We start from the raw sequence: 15416 nt of genomic DNA, 5'->3' as shown, positions 1-15416 counted from the left end.
TATGGTTGACGAAGCACGATAATTAGTCGTGATGCATAAAAGGGCAACCACCCACTGCAAGAAATGGGGGTACTTCTCCCGCGATTAACCGTTAAGTTCACGCAAAATTGCCCGTAAATTGGAACTTTCTTCGATAGGTGTCGGGAACTCAAGGCGTTTTAGCTGATCGCCATCTGCAAGATCGAGCCCTGCGGCGTCGATACCCACCACTTTCCAGTTGCCTTCCGGCGCTTTGCAAAGCGTCACCGCATAGCGCTGAACTGCGTCAGTATGATCCGTATTCATATGATCGATCGCGTTCGCCTCCATCGCGGCGAGCGAAGCGACGGCGGGCGTGTCGATGAGCAGGTCCCCGGCGGTCAGAACATAGGCGCGGCCGAAGCCGCCATTGAGGCTGGCACGCAGCGGCGTCAGCCGGAAGAAGCCGAAATCGGGAAAATCGACGTAAAGCTTCGACTTGGGGTGGCGGCGAACGAATCGCTCGCGGATTCGGACATGCGCCTCGCTGTCGCGCACCACCTGTTCGGCCGTGCATTGTACGGTCAGGCGAGGATGGGCGAGCGGATCGCCCTTGCCGGGCTCGCCCGTCAGAAGCGAGGCCCTGGCGTCGGCCAGCAGCGCCTGGGTGTGGGTCGACAGTTTCGAGATCAGGATGACCGGCACCCCGTCGACATCCATGCCGACGAGCACGCGGCTGACGAAGGGGAAACCTCCGCTCTCCGGCTCGATCGCCGCAAGCGATGCGCTGCGCGCGCCGCGCAGAAGTGTGCGGGCCAGCGTGCGGGCTTCGTCGTCGGTGTCGCGCAAAACGTTCGGCTTGTCGCTCATGGTCTTTCCCTTTTCCTGCCATGCGGTCGTCGCCGGGACGAAAAAGCCCGGAACGACGCTCCGGGCTTTATTGGCTTGTTGAGGGGCGCCGTCAACTTTTGTTGCGGTGGCGCGTCAGCCCTTGCACGATATCCTGGGCGTCGATGGTGCCGACCACCGAACCGTTGTCGACGACCCCGATGCTGCCCGGCTGGCGGGACATGGCGTCGAGAATGTCGACGAGCGGTGTCGTCGGCTTGGCTGTCGCTGTCACGCCGGCAACCGTCACTCCGCGCTGGACGCCGGTCTGCATCACATCTTTCGCCGTCAGCATGGTGATCGGGTTCATGTGCTGGACGAAATCGGCGACATACTGGTTCGCCGGGTTCTTGACGATATCCTGCGGCGTCCCGCACTGGATGATGCGCCCGCCCTCCATGATGGCGATGCGGTTGCCGATGCGGAAGGCTTCGTCGAGATCGTGGCTGACGAAGATGATCGTCTTCTTCAGCCGCCGCTGGAACTCCAGCAACTCGTCCTGCAGGCGGGTGCGGATCAACGGATCGAGGGCCGAGAACGGCTCGTCCATCAGAAGGATCGGTGCGCCGGTCGCAAAGGCGCGGGCAAGGCCGACCCGCTGCTGCATGCCGCCTGAGAGCTCATTGACCTTTCGGCCTGCCCATTTCGAGAGGTTGACGAGTTCGAGCTGCTCGCCGACGCGCGCCTTGCGCTCGGCATCCGGCATGCCGGCAAGCTCAAGCCCGAAGCCGACATTGTCGGCGACGGTGCGCCACGGCAGGAGTGCGAACTGCTGGAACACCATCGAGACCGTGTGCATGCGGAAGTCGCGCAGCGACTTCGCATTGGTTCGATAAGGGTTGAGCGGCCCGTTCGCAGTCTTGACCTCGACGTCGCCGCGAACGACGGGTGCGAGGCCGTTGACGGCGCGAAGCAGCGTCGACTTGCCCGACCCCGAAAGGCCCATCAGCACCAGGATCTCGCCCTCGGTGATTTCGAGCGAGGCGCCGGCGACGCCGAGCACGAGGCCGGTCGCAGCGCCGATCTCGTCGCGGGTCTTGCCCTGGTCGACCATCTGCAGCGCCGTCTGCGGGTTGTTGCCGAAGATGATGTCGACGTTCTTGAATACGACGGCGTTGGTCATGCGCCTTCTCCTTCGTCGGACGAGCGGAAAAGGCGGTCGAGAATGATCGCCAGGATGACGATGCAAAGGCCGGCTTCAAAGCCCTTGGCGATGTTGACCGTGTTCAAGGCTCTCACGACCGGAACGCCGAGGCCGCTGGCGCCGACCAGCGCGGCGATGACCACCATCGATAGCGACAGCATGATGGTCTGGGTCAGGCCAGCCATGATCTGCGGCATGGCAAAGGGCAGCTCCACTTTGCGCAGCACCTGGCCGGGCGTCGCGCCAAAGGCCTGTGCGGCTTCCACCAGCGACGGCGGCGTCGATATGATGCCGAGGCGGGTGAGGCGGATGGGTGCGGGGATGGCGAAGATGACCGTGGCGATCAGGCCCGGAACCATGCCGAGACCAAACAGGATCAGCGCCGGGATGAGGTAGACGAAGGTCGGGATCGTCTGCATCAGGTCGAGGATCGGTCGCATGACGGCATAGACCCAGGGGCGACGGGCGGCGGCGATGCCGAGCGGCACCCCGACGGCCATGCTCACGGCGGTGGCGGCGAGCACAAGCGCCAGCGTTTCCGTCGTTTCCTTCCAGTAGCCCTGGTTGATGATCAGGAGCAGGCCAAGGCCGGTGAACAGCGTTATGCCGATCGAGCGGCGGAACCACCAGGCGAGCCCGGTGATGACGGCCACGACGATCAGCGGGTGGGGGGCGTAAAGGACCCAAAGCAGCGTATCGGCGACGGCCTGAAGGAAGCGGGCGAGCTGGTCGAAGAAGAAATCGAAATTCGTCGTCAGCCAGTCGACGAATGCCTTGGCCCAGCCCCCGATGGGGATGCGGTTCTCGGTCAGATATTCCACGAAGGTAAATCCGTCTCGTCAGGTCAAAAAGGGGCGCATGACGCGGTGAAAAAAGGCGGGGATTTCCCCCGCCTTGATGCCGATCAGAGGCCGAGTGCGGCCTTGACTGCGGCAAGGCCGTCGCCGCCATCCTTGGCGGTCACGCCGGCAAGCCACGGATCGACGGCGGTCGGGTTGGCCTTCAGCCATTCCGCAGCTGCCTTGTCTGGCTCCTGGCCGTCGTTCAGGATCTTGCCCATGATCTCGTTTTCCATCTGGAGCGAGAACTTGAGGTTCGTCAAAAGCTTGCCGACGTTCGGGCATTCGGTGGTGTAACCGGCGCGCACGTTGGTGAAGACTTCCGCGCCGCCGAAGTTGGCGCCGAAGATGTCGTCGCCACCCGAGAGGTAGGTGAGCTTGAAGTTGGCGTTCATCGGATGCGGTTCCCAGCCGAGGAAGACGACCGGCGCTCCGTCCTTTTCGGCGCGGGCGACCTGCGCCAGCATGCCCTGTTCGGAGGATTCGACAACCTCGAAGCCCTTGAGGCCGAAGGTGTCCTTGTCGACCATGTCGATGATCAGGCGGTTGCCGTCATTGCCTGGCTCGATGCCATAGATCTTGCTGTCGAGTTCGGTCTTCTTGGCGGCGATGTCCTTGAAGTCCTTGATGCCGAGCTCGGCGCCCTTGGCGTTGGTCGCGAGCGTATATTTGGCACCGACCAGGTTCGGCCCGAAGGATTCGACCGACTTGTCGTCGAGGAAGGGACGTACATCGTTTTCCTGGGTCGGCATCCAGTTGCCGAGGAAGACGTCGATGTCCTTGTTCTTGAGCGAGGTGTAGGTGACCGGAACCGAGAGAACCTTGATGTCCGTCTGGTAGCCGAGGCCCTTGAGAACGGTGGAAACAGTGGCTGTGGTCGCGGTGATATCCGTCCATCCGACGTCGGAGAAACGGACGGTGCCACAGCTTTCCGGCTCGGCAGCTGCAGCCTGCTGAGCGGTGATGGCGACGACCGAAACGGCGCCTGCCAGCATCAGTTTGAGAGAGAGTCGTTTTTTCATCGTTGTCGTTCCCCTGCCTCGATTATTGTTTTAGCCAAACACCATTGGATAGCGAATTCAAGCGCTTTGATGTCGAAGGAAGTGTATTGCGTCAATATGCTGGCGGGGTGCACGATGCGACGCTCGATGTCGCAATGTCCACGAAATGGTCTAGTCCGCCGAAAAACTGTGGGTGCTGCAAACGGGCTCTGGCCTTCCCGGCCAAGCCTCGTCATTACCCGGAAAACGGAAAAACCGGACGCGGTGACAATGGCCAAACTCTATTTCAGCTATGCGACGATGAATGCGGGCAAGAGCACGATGCTGCTGCAGGCCTCCTACAACTACCAGGAGCGCGGCATGCGCGTGGTGATGCTGATCGCCGCCCATGACGACCGGGGAGGGGTCGGCCGCATTTCCTCGCGCATCGGTCTCGGCGCGGACGCCATTCCCTTTCACGGCGACGATGATCTCTTCGGGCTGATCGACCGGCTGCACCGGGATGGTGAAGGCGAGATCGCCTGTGTCTTCGTCGACGAGGCGCAGTTCCTCAACGAAGGGCAGGTCTGGCAGCTTGCCCGCGTCGCCGACCGCATCGGCATTCCGGTCATGGCCTATGGCCTGCGTACGGATTTCCAGGGCAAGCTCTTTCCGGGCTCGATGGCGCTGCTGGCGATTGCCGACGAACTGCGCGAGGTGCGCACCATCTGCCATTGCGGCCGCAAGGCGACCATGGTCGTGCGCCTGGACGGGCAGGGCAAGGTCGTGCGCGAGGGCGCCCAGGTCGAGGTCGGCGGCAACGAGAAATACGTCTCCTATTGCCGGCGGCATTGGGACGACCTGATGCGCTGCGAGTGAGTGCGGCGTCGTGGCGGCTTGAAACCGCCACATGCGCGATGCCATTGTTCGCCTCTATCGCACGCCAGGGGTCTTCGATGTTGCGTCTCGTCACCAGCCTTTCCATCACACTCTGTCTTGGCACGTTCTCTCTCGGCGCAACGGTCGCCCATGCCGGTGGCGATGCCACGGCCGGCGCTGCCGTCTTTCGCAAATGCGCCGCCTGTCACACCGCAAGCGAACCGACAAACCGGGTCGGCCCGAGCCTGATGGGCGTCGTCGGACGCCCGGCCGCATCCGTTGCCGATTACAATTACTCCGACGCGATGAAGGCCTTCGGCGCCGAGGGTCATGTCTGGGACGAGGCGACGCTCAGCGAGTATCTGCTGAGCCCCAAGGCAATGGTCGGTGCCACCAAGATGGCTTTTGTGGGTTTGAAAAAGCCGCAGGACATTGCCGACGTGATTGCCTACCTGAAAGCGCCGCCGGCTGCCAAATAGGGACGACGGAGGTTCCGGACGGAAAACCGTTTCCCGCTTTTCCTCGGCTTGCGCGCGGCAATGCCGTCGATATCTCAAGCACTTCGCTGTGGTGGCTGATCAAAAAGCTGCCGGGAAAGGCTTGTTCTCTTTCGGTAAACACCCTTTATATAACTGCAATCGAAGGCTGAATAATTCAGCCGGGCTGGCGGATATCGCCACGGTGGACCGAGGGGCAGGACATGGCGACTCTTCAGAATTTTGACGCGGAGATCGAAAAGACGAAGGGCGTTGTCGAACAGATGCGCGGCAAGCTCGAACAATCCGGCGTCGTGCTCGAGCAATTCGCCAAGGCCGAAACCAAGCTCGGCGACGTCAATTTCGACATCGAGAACGCCCGGATCCAGGACGTGATCAACCAGCAAAAGGTGATGGAAGCCAACATCGCCGACCTGATCATCGGCCTTGAGGATGCGACCAATGTCTTCGGCTCCGAATTCGAGAGCATGAAGAACTATACGGGCTACGAGAAGTTCATCGGCATCTTCTCCAAGCAGAAGATGCAGCGCATGCGCACCGACCGCGTGCGCAACATGTCGCTTGCCGGCAACCTGCAGGAACTGTTGTCGAAGTCCGACATGATCGTCGGCATCCTCAAGGAACAGAAGTCGATCCTCGACCAGCGTTACAAGACTTCTGAGCAGAGCCTGATCCAGGTGATCGAGCGCCGCAAGGGCACGATGGCGAACCTTGAAGCGGTGCAGAAGCGCATCGAGGAGCTGAACCCGCTGCTGCTCGACATCGAAAACCGCATCGCCGCCTCGACCGAGCAGAAGGTGCGCACCGAGCTTGAGGGCGAGCGCTCGGCGCTGGCGACCGAATATAACGAGAAGCAGGCCAAGGAGCAGGAACTGCTTGCCGAGAGCCAGACGCTCGAACGCTACACCTCGATGTTCCAGACTTTCGTCGATTCGCTCAACAACCAGATCGCGGCGCAGAACACGCTGATCAACAAGCTGACGATCGACACCGAGCAGCGCATCGTGCTCTACAAGGCGCTGGAAGACTCGCTGAAAACGGCAGCCCAGCAGGACGTCGCCCACAAGATCAACACGCTCGGCAGCCAGGTCGACACGGCGGCCGAGGAAACGATGGCCGGCATCGGTGCCGCGGCCCAGCGCCACATCGGCGATCTCCTGGAAATGCATGAAAAGAACATGCTTTCGACGCAGGATATCCAGCGCCGCAAGAAGCTCGCCGACGACGCTTTCGCCCGCCGCTTCCAGGCTGTCATGGACAAGCACAACACTGCCAACTACGTGAAGCAGTGAACGGACGGCGCATGATCCGAACCGAGTTTGCCTTTCGGCGCGCGCCACGGGGATTTGCATGAAGGTCGCGGCTTCATCCGCTGTCGCACAGTATTTTGCGTCGATCCATGCGGCGCTCGCCGGGCTTGAGCTCTTTCTCGGCGATCGCAACTCGCCGCTCTATCGCAACACTGTCGTCGGTGAAGTGATCGTTCCCTATCTTGGCCGGCTGAAGGCCTCGATCGACTGCTGGGAGAACCGGATCGGCTTCGTTGACCAGTTCCGGATTTCGCGCGCCGAAAGCGGCTTTCCCGTCTTTCAGAACGTGCTCGAACTGGAGAACGATCGCCAGACGGCGACGAAGCGCCTTGCCGATATTCCTTCGGCCGATGCGCTGCGCGACGAGATGGTCGATTTCATCCTGAGGCAGAAGGCCTTCCCCGAAGCGTTGCAGACGCGCATGGCCGAACGGCTCTATCTGGAGCAGATCGGCAAGGGCGAGATTTTTTCGCCGTTCATCCTGCCGGAGACCATCCGTGTCGCCGTCAATTCCAAGACGATGCGGCCCTATTACGTGGTGAGCTGGGGCGCCTTCGACGGGGCGAACACCCTGCCGATGGTCTATATGGCGACGATCGAGGACTCCTCGGAAAAGATCGTCGACATGCTGGTGACTGCCGATGGCAAGCTCAACCCGCAGGTGGAGATCCCGCTGCCGGTCGGCGGCCTGCTCAATCCGGATCTCGCCAGCCGTTTCGACGATTTTGCCTCGAAGAACAGCAGCTACTCACTGACGCCGGTGACGATCGCCACCAATCTCGACAAGGATTTCGAGGAACTACACCCGAAGCAGTTGCGCCGCATCGTGCTCGGGCCGTTCTATTCGGCCGGGATCACCGAGAACAATGCGCGCATCAACGATATCCTTTCCAAGGTACGCAAGACCGAGAATGCCTGGCTTCTGACCTGGACGGTGCAGGAGGTCTTCTCGAAATCGGAGCGACCGGCCAAGCGCGGCTTCTGGTCGTCGACCTCGGCGCAGGAGGAATTCCACATCGATACCGCCAATCTGGAAGCGACGCGTATGGGGGTCTCATCCTACGAGAAGCACGCGCTGGTGCCGCACGACGCCTATCAGGCGCTTTATGCCGCCGGCGAGGCGGAACAGGTGTTCGGCGACTACAAGGTCCACGTCATTTCCGGCAACCAGGTCGTGAGCGAGGTTTGACGATGACACTCAATACCGGGCTGACGACGCTGCGCGAGGACGAGATCGCCAAGCACCAGGCGGTGGCGCAGGGGCTGGTGACCAAACTCATCATTCTGGAACGCGATGATCCAGCCGCCGGCACGACGCTTGCTGGCACCGGGCGCCGCTTCGTGTCCACGGTTTCGACCGGCGGCCAGCGGCGCACGCGCGAAGTCGAGTTGACCAAGACGGTTCAGGCTGTGCGCCAGGGCGACCCCATGCTGTCGCCGGCCCAGCATGCGCTGCTCTATCGCACGCGCCGCGGCATCCAGGTGGCGCTGGCCGTCGCCGACGTCTTTGCGCGCCAGACGAACCTCGAGCAGTTGCAGGCGAAAAATGCGACGTCGCCGCTTGCCGGAGACGAGGCCAACCAGTTCAAGGCGCTGCTTTCGGCGTCGGCCTATGTCTCGGCGTTCACCCTTGCGGCCTATCTCGGCTCGACGCTGGCAGGAGAGGGCGAGCCGGTCGACGACGCGGTCGAGCCAGACTTTCTCTTTGATACGCCGCAGGATGCGCTGAAGAGCCTGATCTCGGCGCTGGACCGCGGTCTTGCCGGAGCACCGGACGATCTGGCGCTGATGGCCCGGGCACGTGCCTTCTCGCGGGTGGCGATCGAAGGGCTGATCGCCCGCAAGGCGCGCTTCACCGGCCTGCAGAGCTTCGACAACGTGCATATCCGGCTCGACCAGGACGATTTTACGCTGAACGGTTTCGACGTCGCGCCCGGCCAGAAGCGCAAGCCGCTGGTGATGACCTTCAAGAAGCCCGAGGAGATCATCGGCAACCACATCGCCAAATATCAGGCGCTGAAGCTTGCCAAGATGCTGATGGCCTACGACTTCGACCGGCAGATGAACCCGTTCGTCGAGCTTGGCGGCTTTCTCTTCACCTTCATCGGCGACGGCATGCCGGGCACCGGCAAGACGATCCTGATCCAGATGCTTGCCGGCATGCTCAACGACTATTGCGAGATCGCCGGCTACGCCTTCCACTACGAGAACTTCGGCGTCGACCAGATCTCCTCCTACCAGGGCAAGTCCGGCCAGAACTGCAAGGAATTCGTCAACAACGTCATCAATCCGCGGGCGATCGGCTTCGGCACGATCGACGATGTCGACCAGGTTGCCGCCAAGCGGTCGGACGACCGGGCTTCGGCCGGTCAGCACGAGGTGACGGCGGTGCTGATGGAGAGCTTTGCCGGCGCCTCGACGGTGGTGCGCGGCAACTGCACCTTCGGCATGTTCTCCAACCACCCCGAAAATGTCGACGATGCGCTGCGCCAGCGCGCCGGCGCGCGCTGGCTGGTTGACGGGCCGCAGACCGAGGACGACTACATCGACATCTTCGCGCTGCTCGTCGGCAAGAACCACAAGATCCCGCTCGGCGAGCACCAGCTGTTCGAGGGCCAGGAGATCAAGCGCGCGGTTGCGCAGTCCTATGCCGAGCATGCGCGACCGAAGGAGGATGGTCTCGTCGCCGTCTGGGAGCGCTACGAGAAGGAAAAGGGCGCGATCGGCTCGCTTGCCGATGTCGGCGCCTATCTGCACATGATCAAGGAGGCCGAGCCGCGCTTCACCGGCCGGGCGATCAAGAACATCACCGACGCGATCAAGCTCAGAGCCATGGATGTGGAGCTGCCAGATGACTGGTTCAAGGACGCCGGCTCCTTCATGCACAAGGGCTATGATGAAAAAAAAGCGATGATCGAGGCGCTGCGCGGCCCGATCACCATCGACATGGTGCTGCAGGAGATCAACCGCTACGCCGACAGCGAGTTCCGCTACACCGACAAGTCGGACGATGCCGCCGTCACCGACATCATCCGTCGCGAGCGCCAGCGCGAAAAGGCGATCCGCGAGATCGAGGCGATGAAACGCGACGGCCGGTGGCAGGGGTGATGCTAGGAAAAACTGACAGATGAACCGCCTGCTTGAAGCTGAACTGATCTATGGACGGTTGCTCGATATTTCCGAGCCACATCTGATCGCGCGCTACAACAAGGCGCTCGAAGGCTTCGGCCTGCGTCCAACGGCGCTGCCGCAGTTCAGCATCGACATGACCGGGTTTTCGCCCGAGATCGCCGAGGAGCTGGGGGATCGTGACTATCTCGATCCGAACCGGGTCAACCGTCGTTTCATCATCATGACGCCGGAACAGGCGGAGCTGCCGTGCGTGCATACGAGCTTCTCCAATACCGCCGCGCTGATGCACGAGTTCTTCAACGCCAACAGCCGTGCGATCAACGCCATCACCATCAAGGATGCGCTCTATGGCGAGATCGAGGATTCGGTCTCGGTCGTAAACGACATCGACGATCTCTTGTCGATCAACGAGGTGCGCTTCCGGGTGCTGTCGGCCGAGGACATGCTCGGCAAGGCGGCCGAACTGCGCGGGCTCGTCGACCGCTTGAAGAAGGTGCCGACGGCCTGGGCCGACGACGAGATGCTGACGCGCATGGTCGAGCTTGCCAAGCAGACCGGCGACATCCGACAGAACGCGCTGGTGCCGGATCAGCTCGTTTTCCGCCATGAGGCGTTCTGGGCCAACCACTTCGGCGGCGTCTACATCTTCCTCGACCACAAGACGACGACGGTCATCTGCGACCCCTCCGTGCCGGGCTTCCGCCGCTCGCGGCCGTGGCAGGTGAGCTACATCGCCATCAACGATCACGCCCGGATCTACGACTTCCTCGCCTCGACCAAGCGGCTGCAACTGCCGCAGGCGTCCTGGGTCGAGGAGTCAGGGCTTTATCAGCACCGCGCCGACATGGTGGTGCGTGGGCTGATCAACGAGAGCGACCCGACGGCCGATCTTGCCAATGCCGACCGGATCTGGCTGCAGACCTGGATGCATCGGTATGCCGCCGCGGTCGCGAAAGACGGCGCCTATCCGTTCCTGCAGGAGATGATCCGCACGGTCGCTGCGACCGGCACGATCAAGATGCAGGACGTGGCGCCGGCAAACCGCTTCATGCTGGTGCGCGCCGCACCGGCCCATCCGGACCAGTGGCTGGTCAACCGGCTGATATCCCAACTCGTGCCCCGCGATTTCGTCTCGCGCTTCGTGTTCGACAAGCAAGGCTTCTATGACGCCTACGAGCGTTATAGCGAAAGCTTCAAGGCCTATGTTGTGGCGACGCTGACCGGCACATATCTGAAAGACAAGGCGGCCTTCCGCCACAAGCTTTACGGCCTCAGAGAGGAATAGGACATGTTCGACCCGATCGTTGCGTTTTTCCAGCGTGTCTTTACCGCGATCGGCCGCGGCATCGGGCTCGCCGTCGCCTGGCTGCTCTGGCCATTTGTCGCGGTCGGCAACTGGTATCGTCAGCGCAGCTGGATCATCAAGGGACCGATCGGCATCGTCCTGCTCGGCCTGATCCTGTTTTACGGCTACTTCATCTGGCAGACCCAGGCGTGGACGAACTTCAACGAAGACTATGTCGATCGCTACAAGCTGGCCGAACGCAAGGTGCCCGCCGGCTCGCCGATGAGCGGCCCCGGTACCACCTCGACAGGCCAGTCGACGACCGGCGGCGCCAGCAATCTTGCGGGCGTGGCCACGCAGCCGATGGAATCGACGCCGGAGGCGCTCGCGGCCGTGCAGCTACCGGCAGGCACCGTCTGCCAGACCTCGGCCATCGTCGATGTCACGGCTGATTTGATCGACTTCAACGTCAACGAGAACGCCTGGATCTCGTCGATGCTGCTCTACAAGCTTGGCTTCTTCGGGCTCGACTGGGACGATACGCCCTGGCTCGACAACAAGGCGTCGTTCCAGCGCGGGGTCAACCAGGCGATCCGCCGCACCTCGGTGGAACTCGTCGATTCGCTCGGTCGCATGCGTGGCACCTCGGGCATCAACAACGCCCTGCAGAGCGCGCGCGGCAACATGCAGTTCGATGAAGAGACCTGGTATTTCGGCATCAATCCGTTCGGCCCGAAGACGCCGACGCCGAGCTTCTACCGGGCGGCGATGAAGGATCTGAGATCGTTCAACACGACGCTCAGCAAGTGCGAGGCGATCTTTGACGGTCGCTCGGACAACCTCGTCGAATTCCTCGACCGTGTCGCCAACGACCTCGGCAACACCTCGGCGATCCTGCGCGAGCGCTCCGAAAACCACAATGGCGGCTGGTTCGACACGCGTGCGGACGACCGCTTCTGGTTTGCCTATGGCCAGCTCTATGGCTATTACGGGATTCTCTCGGCAGCCGGCGCCGACTTCGACAATGTGGTTGCCCAGCGCGGCCTGTTGCCGATCTGGACGGAAACGATCAAGCAGCTGCGCGCGGCGCTCCGCATCCAGCCATGGATCATTTCCAATGGCGAGGAAGCGGGCTGGATCATGCCGACGCATCTGGCGACCATGGGCTTCTATACGTTGCGGGTGCGCTCCAACATCGTCGAAATGCGCGACATTCTCGCCCGTTAAGGCAGACAACGAGGTGGCCGGCCGCCAAAGGGCGGCCGCCGCCGATCTTGAGTTAGCGGGATGTGGCGGAAGCCGCAGACACGTCTTCTCCTCCCGCTTACTGCATGTTTCCTTTGATCGAGTTCGATCAAAGGACAAAAACATGCAGCAAATCAAAGTGCTACAGCGACCTTTGAGCGTCTGATGAGACGCGCGGCGCTGTAGGCATTGCGAACCGCGCTTTGGAAGGCGTGGACGAAAACAAGACCCTGGGGAGGGGACATGTCATGACGGAGGTCAAGTCCGATATCGAGATTGCGCGCGCCGCAAAGAAGAAGCCGATCCTGGAGATCGGCGCGGCGCTCGGCATACCGGCAGAGGATCTGCTGCCCTATGGCCATGACAAGGCGAAGATCGGCGCGGATTTCATCGCAAGGCAGCGCGAAAAGAAGAACGGCCATCTGATCCTGGTGACGGCGATCAACCCGACACCGGCCGGCGAGGGCAAGACGACGACGACCGTCGGCCTTGGCGACGGGCTCAACCGCATCGGCAAGAAGGCGATCGTCTGCATCCGCGAGGCCTCGCTCGGACCCTGCTTCGGCGTCAAAGGCGGCGCTGCCGGCGGCGGCTATGCGCAGGTGGTGCCGATGGAGGACATGAACCTCCACTTCACCGGCGACTTCCACGCGATCACCTCGGCGCACAATCTGCTGGCGGCGCTGATCGACAACCACATCTACTGGGGCAACGAGCAGAACATCGACATCCGCCGCATCGCCTGGCGGCGGGTGATGGACATGAACGACCGAGCGCTGCGCAGCATCGTCGGCTCGCTCGGCGGCGTTGCCAACGGCTATCCGCGCGAAACCGGCTTCGACATCACCGTTGCCTCCGAGGTCATGGCGATCCTGTGCCTGTCGCGGGATTTGAAGGATCTGGAACAGCGGCTCGGCAACATCATCATCGCATACCGCCGCGACAAGAGCCCGGTGTTTGCGCGCGACATCAAGGCCGATGGCGCAATGACCGTGCTGCTCAAGGATGCGATGCAGCCGAACCTGGTGCAGACGCTCGAAAACAATCCTGCCTTCGTGCATGGCGGTCCCTTCGCCAACATCGCTCATGGCTGCAACTCGGTGGTCGCGACGACGACGGCGCTGAAGCTAGCCGATTTCGTCGTGACCGAAGCGGGGTTCGGCGCCGATCTCGGGGCGGAAAAATTCTTCGACATCAAGTGCCGGAAGGCCGGGCTGAAGCCCGATGCGGCGGTGCTGGTCGCGACCGTTCGCGCGATCAAGATGAACGGCGGCGTCAAGAAGGACGACCTCGGCCGGGAAAACCTGGAGGCGCTGCGCAAAGGCTGCGCCAATCTCGGCCGGCACGTGCAGAACGTCAAGAAATTCGGCGTTCCCGTCATCGTCGCGATCAACCACTTCACCTCCGATACCGAGGCCGAAGTGCAGGCGATCAAGGACTATGTGGCGACGCTCGGTGCCGAAGCCGTGCTCTGCCGCCATTGGGCCGGGGGCTCGGCCGGCATCGAGGAGCTGGCGGTGAAGGTAGCGGCACTTGCCGAGGGCGGGCATTCGCAGTTCTCGCCGCTGTACCCGGACGAGATGTCGCTCTTCCACAAGATCGAGACGATCGCCAAGGACATCTATCATGCGAGCGAAGTGATCGCCGACAAGTCGGTGCGCGACCAGCTGCGCAGCTGGGAGGATCAGGGCTACGGCCATCTGCCGATCTGCATGGCCAAGACGCAATATTCCTTCTCGACCGACCCGAACCTGCGCGGCGCGCCGACAGGCCATGCGGTGCCGATCCGCGAGGTGCGGCTGGCCGCCGGCGCCGGCTTCATCGTGGTGATCACCGGCGAGATCATGACGATGCCTGGCCTGCCGAAGGTGCCCTCGTCGGAAAAGATCTTCCTCAACGAGCAGGGCTACATCGAGGGGCTGTTCTAGAGCATGTCGCGTAAAAGTGCGCAGCGGTTTTGCGATTACGACATGCAACAAATCAATAACTTAAAACGCTTCCTGCCTGCCTGAAAAACAACGCCGCGCATCCGGGTGGATGCGTGGCGTTGCGGTGTCCGGGTTCTATCGCGGCGGAAACTAGGCGGTGAGGCTGAGGAAGTCTGCCTTGCCGACCGGGACGCCGTTGTGGCGCAGGATGTCGTAGGCGGTCGTCAGGTGGAAGTAGAAGTTCGGCAGCACGAATTTCTGCAGGTATTCCTCACCCGTGAGCGTCACCTTCAGCGTCGGGAAGTTGAGCACGACCTCGCGGCTGTCGCTGTCTTCGAGATCGACAGGGCGCACCGTTTCAAGGAAGGCGGCAGTCTTGGCGATGCGCTGGCGCAGCTCGTCAAACGTCTTTTCCTCGTCCGGGAACCGAGGCACTTCGATCGACGTCAGTCGGCCGACGAGACCCTTGCTCGTGTCGCTGACACGCTGCACCTGACCGGCAAGCGTCAGCATATCGGGCGCCAGCCGGGCGTTGACGAGATCGTCCGTGGAGATGCCTTTTTCCTGAGCGAAAGCCTCTGCCTTGTCGAGCAGCCTGGTGAGGACACCAAGGCCGCGAACGAGTGCGGGAATGGAGAGCTGGTACATCGTCAATGCCATGACAGATTTCCTTGAGAAGGGGCGCAAAACGGGTGGATTTTCCTCGCGCCGTATTTGGGAGCAGGGGCGGGCTCCTGCAAGGCGCGCGGCCGGGTATCTTTTGGGCTATAGGATGCTTGCGGGAGACGTTAGGACGCAGGCGCCTGTCTCTCGCCAGGACACGTGGTCTCGTGCATTGATCCGGGCAGGAACGCATCAGGGATGCCACGATGACACCAGAGGAACTTCAGGCCTATCTTCATAACCACATCCCGCTTTCGGCGGCGATGCAGGTGCGGGTGGATGCGGTAGCGGACGATCGCGTGCTGCTCTCTGCCCCGCTTGCGCCCAACATCAACCACCGCGAAACGGTGTTCGGCGGCAGCGCCTCGGCGCTCGCGATCCTGTCGGCCTGGTCGCTGCTGCATGTACGGTTGCGCAATGGCGACGTTGCTGCGCGGCTGGTGATCCAGAGCAACCGGATGGATTATCTGAAGCCGGTGGCCGGTGCCTTCTCCGCACGCTCATCGCTGGCGGATCCCGGGCAATGGCCGGGCTTTCTGCGATTGCTCGAACGTCGGGGCAAGGCGCGGGCTGTGGTCGTTGCCGACCTCCTCGACGGCGACAGCGTGGCCGGTCGCTTCGAGGGCGAGTTCGTCGCCCTTGGCTACGAAAACGATTGAAGGCCGACA

Annotated in this window: 14 protein-coding genes; 9 read left to right on the top strand and 5 right to left on the bottom strand. The window is 62.1% G+C overall.

Features of this window, described 5'->3' with window-relative positions:
* Positions 1-84: 84 nt before the first annotated feature.
* From M2267_RS18405 to M2267_RS18390, 4 genes are all read right to left on the bottom strand, one after another.
* Positions 85-828 carry a HugZ family protein gene (locus tag M2267_RS18405; RefSeq protein ID WP_429116046.1) on the bottom strand — a complete coding sequence of 248 codons (744 nt, stop codon included), beginning with the start codon at positions 826-828 and terminating at the stop codon, positions 85-87.
* 91 nt (positions 829-919) lie between these two features.
* Positions 920-1969: a choline ABC transporter ATP-binding protein gene (gene choV, locus M2267_RS18400; RefSeq protein WP_043621108.1), complete on the bottom strand. Its 1050-nt coding sequence runs from the start codon at positions 1967-1969 to the stop codon at positions 920-922.
* Entirely contained in the window at positions 1966-2811 is an 846-nt protein-coding gene (gene choW, locus M2267_RS18395; RefSeq protein WP_043621105.1) for a choline ABC transporter permease subunit, read from the bottom strand. The genes choV and choW overlap by 4 nt, the downstream gene beginning before the upstream one ends.
* An 83-nt stretch (positions 2812-2894) precedes the next feature.
* On the bottom strand, positions 2895-3851 hold the full coding sequence (locus M2267_RS18390; RefSeq protein ID WP_429116043.1) for a choline ABC transporter substrate-binding protein: 957 nt from the start codon (positions 3849-3851) through the stop codon (positions 2895-2897).
* A 249-nt stretch (positions 3852-4100) separates the two neighbouring features.
* On the opposite strand from M2267_RS18390, the gene M2267_RS18385 reads away from it, so the two are divergent.
* The 8 genes from M2267_RS18385 to M2267_RS18350 all read left to right on the top strand — a co-directional run bounded on the left by M2267_RS18385 (position 4101) and on the right by M2267_RS18350 (position 14085).
* Positions 4101-4688 carry a thymidine kinase gene (locus M2267_RS18385; RefSeq protein ID WP_192446941.1) on the top strand — a complete coding sequence of 196 codons (588 nt, stop codon included), beginning with the start codon at positions 4101-4103 and terminating at the stop codon, positions 4686-4688.
* Positions 4689-4765: 77 nt separating this feature from the next.
* The gene (locus tag M2267_RS18380; RefSeq protein ID WP_192446940.1) at positions 4766-5167 is read left to right on the top strand and encodes a c-type cytochrome; all 402 of its coding nucleotides are present in this window, start codon (positions 4766-4768) and stop codon (positions 5165-5167) included.
* Between the two features lie 221 nt (positions 5168-5388).
* A complete protein-coding gene (locus tag M2267_RS18375) occupies positions 5389-6477 on the top strand; it encodes a hypothetical protein (RefSeq protein ID WP_060606673.1) in 1089 nt (362 codons plus the stop codon).
* 58 nt (positions 6478-6535) lie between these two features.
* Positions 6536-7684 carry a hypothetical protein gene (locus tag M2267_RS18370; protein ID WP_429116040.1) on the top strand — a complete coding sequence of 383 codons (1149 nt, stop codon included), beginning with the start codon at positions 6536-6538 and terminating at the stop codon, positions 7682-7684.
* A 2-nt stretch (positions 7685-7686) separates the two neighbouring features.
* A complete protein-coding gene (locus tag M2267_RS18365) occupies positions 7687-9603 on the top strand; it encodes an AAA family ATPase (RefSeq protein ID WP_429116038.1) in 1917 nt (638 codons plus the stop codon).
* A gap of 19 nt (positions 9604-9622) precedes the next feature.
* The gene (locus tag M2267_RS18360; protein ID WP_429116037.1) at positions 9623-10912 is read left to right on the top strand and encodes a DUF6638 family protein; all 1290 of its coding nucleotides are present in this window, start codon (positions 9623-9625) and stop codon (positions 10910-10912) included.
* Positions 10913-10915: 3 nt separating this feature from the next.
* The gene (locus M2267_RS18355; protein ID WP_429116035.1) at positions 10916-12139 is read left to right on the top strand and encodes a DUF2333 family protein; all 1224 of its coding nucleotides are present in this window, start codon (positions 10916-10918) and stop codon (positions 12137-12139) included.
* A gap of 266 nt (positions 12140-12405) precedes the next feature.
* On the top strand, positions 12406-14085 hold the full coding sequence (locus M2267_RS18350) for a formate--tetrahydrofolate ligase (protein ID WP_429116033.1): 1680 nt from the start codon (positions 12406-12408) through the stop codon (positions 14083-14085).
* 150 nt (positions 14086-14235) lie between these two features.
* On the opposite strand, the gene M2267_RS18345 is transcribed toward M2267_RS18350, so the two are convergent.
* Positions 14236-14745, bottom strand: coding sequence for a DUF1993 domain-containing protein (locus M2267_RS18345; protein ID WP_429116032.1), 510 nt, complete (start codon positions 14743-14745; stop codon positions 14236-14238).
* A gap of 209 nt (positions 14746-14954) precedes the next feature.
* Here M2267_RS18345 and M2267_RS18340 point away from each other — a divergent pair, with 209 nt between their 5' ends.
* Positions 14955-15407: a thioesterase domain-containing protein gene (locus M2267_RS18340; protein ID WP_429116030.1), complete on the top strand. Its 453-nt coding sequence runs from the start codon at positions 14955-14957 to the stop codon at positions 15405-15407.
* Positions 15408-15416: the final 9 nt, after the last annotated feature.

Origin of the sequence: Ensifer sp. KUDG1 (assembly GCF_050434285.1) — a bacterium.
Taxonomy (GTDB): domain Bacteria; phylum Pseudomonadota; class Alphaproteobacteria; order Rhizobiales; family Rhizobiaceae; genus Ensifer.
This window is presented reverse-complemented; position numbering and strand designations above follow the sequence as displayed.

Excerpts from the sequence above, each read along its gene's own strand:
- M2267_RS18345 (WP_429116032.1), bottom strand. The coding sequence starts at position 14,745 with ATGGCATTGACGATGTACCAGCTCTCCATTCCCGCACTCGTTCGCGGC.
- M2267_RS18405 (WP_429116046.1), bottom strand. The coding sequence starts at position 828 with ATGAGCGACAAGCCGAACGTTTTGCGCGACACCGACGACGAAGCCCGC.
- M2267_RS18350 (WP_429116033.1), top strand. The coding sequence starts at position 12,406 with ATGACGGAGGTCAAGTCCGATATCGAGATTGCGCGCGCCGCAAAGAAG.
- M2267_RS18365 (WP_429116038.1), top strand. The coding sequence starts at position 7,687 with ATGACACTCAATACCGGGCTGACGACGCTGCGCGAGGACGAGATCGCC.
- M2267_RS18355 (WP_429116035.1), top strand. The coding sequence starts at position 10,916 with ATGTTCGACCCGATCGTTGCGTTTTTCCAGCGTGTCTTTACCGCGATC.
- M2267_RS18340 (WP_429116030.1), top strand. The coding sequence starts at position 14,955 with ATGACACCAGAGGAACTTCAGGCCTATCTTCATAACCACATCCCGCTT.
- M2267_RS18360 (WP_429116037.1), top strand. The coding sequence starts at position 9,623 with ATGAACCGCCTGCTTGAAGCTGAACTGATCTATGGACGGTTGCTCGAT.
- M2267_RS18390 (WP_429116043.1), bottom strand. The coding sequence starts at position 3,851 with ATGAAAAAACGACTCTCTCTCAAACTGATGCTGGCAGGCGCCGTTTCG.
- M2267_RS18380 (WP_192446940.1), top strand. The coding sequence starts at position 4,766 with ATGTTGCGTCTCGTCACCAGCCTTTCCATCACACTCTGTCTTGGCACG.
- M2267_RS18375 (WP_060606673.1), top strand. The coding sequence starts at position 5,389 with ATGGCGACTCTTCAGAATTTTGACGCGGAGATCGAAAAGACGAAGGGC.
- M2267_RS18385 (WP_192446941.1), top strand. The coding sequence starts at position 4,101 with ATGGCCAAACTCTATTTCAGCTATGCGACGATGAATGCGGGCAAGAGC.
- choV (WP_043621108.1), bottom strand. The coding sequence starts at position 1,969 with ATGACCAACGCCGTCGTATTCAAGAACGTCGACATCATCTTCGGCAAC.
- M2267_RS18370 (WP_429116040.1), top strand. The coding sequence starts at position 6,536 with ATGAAGGTCGCGGCTTCATCCGCTGTCGCACAGTATTTTGCGTCGATC.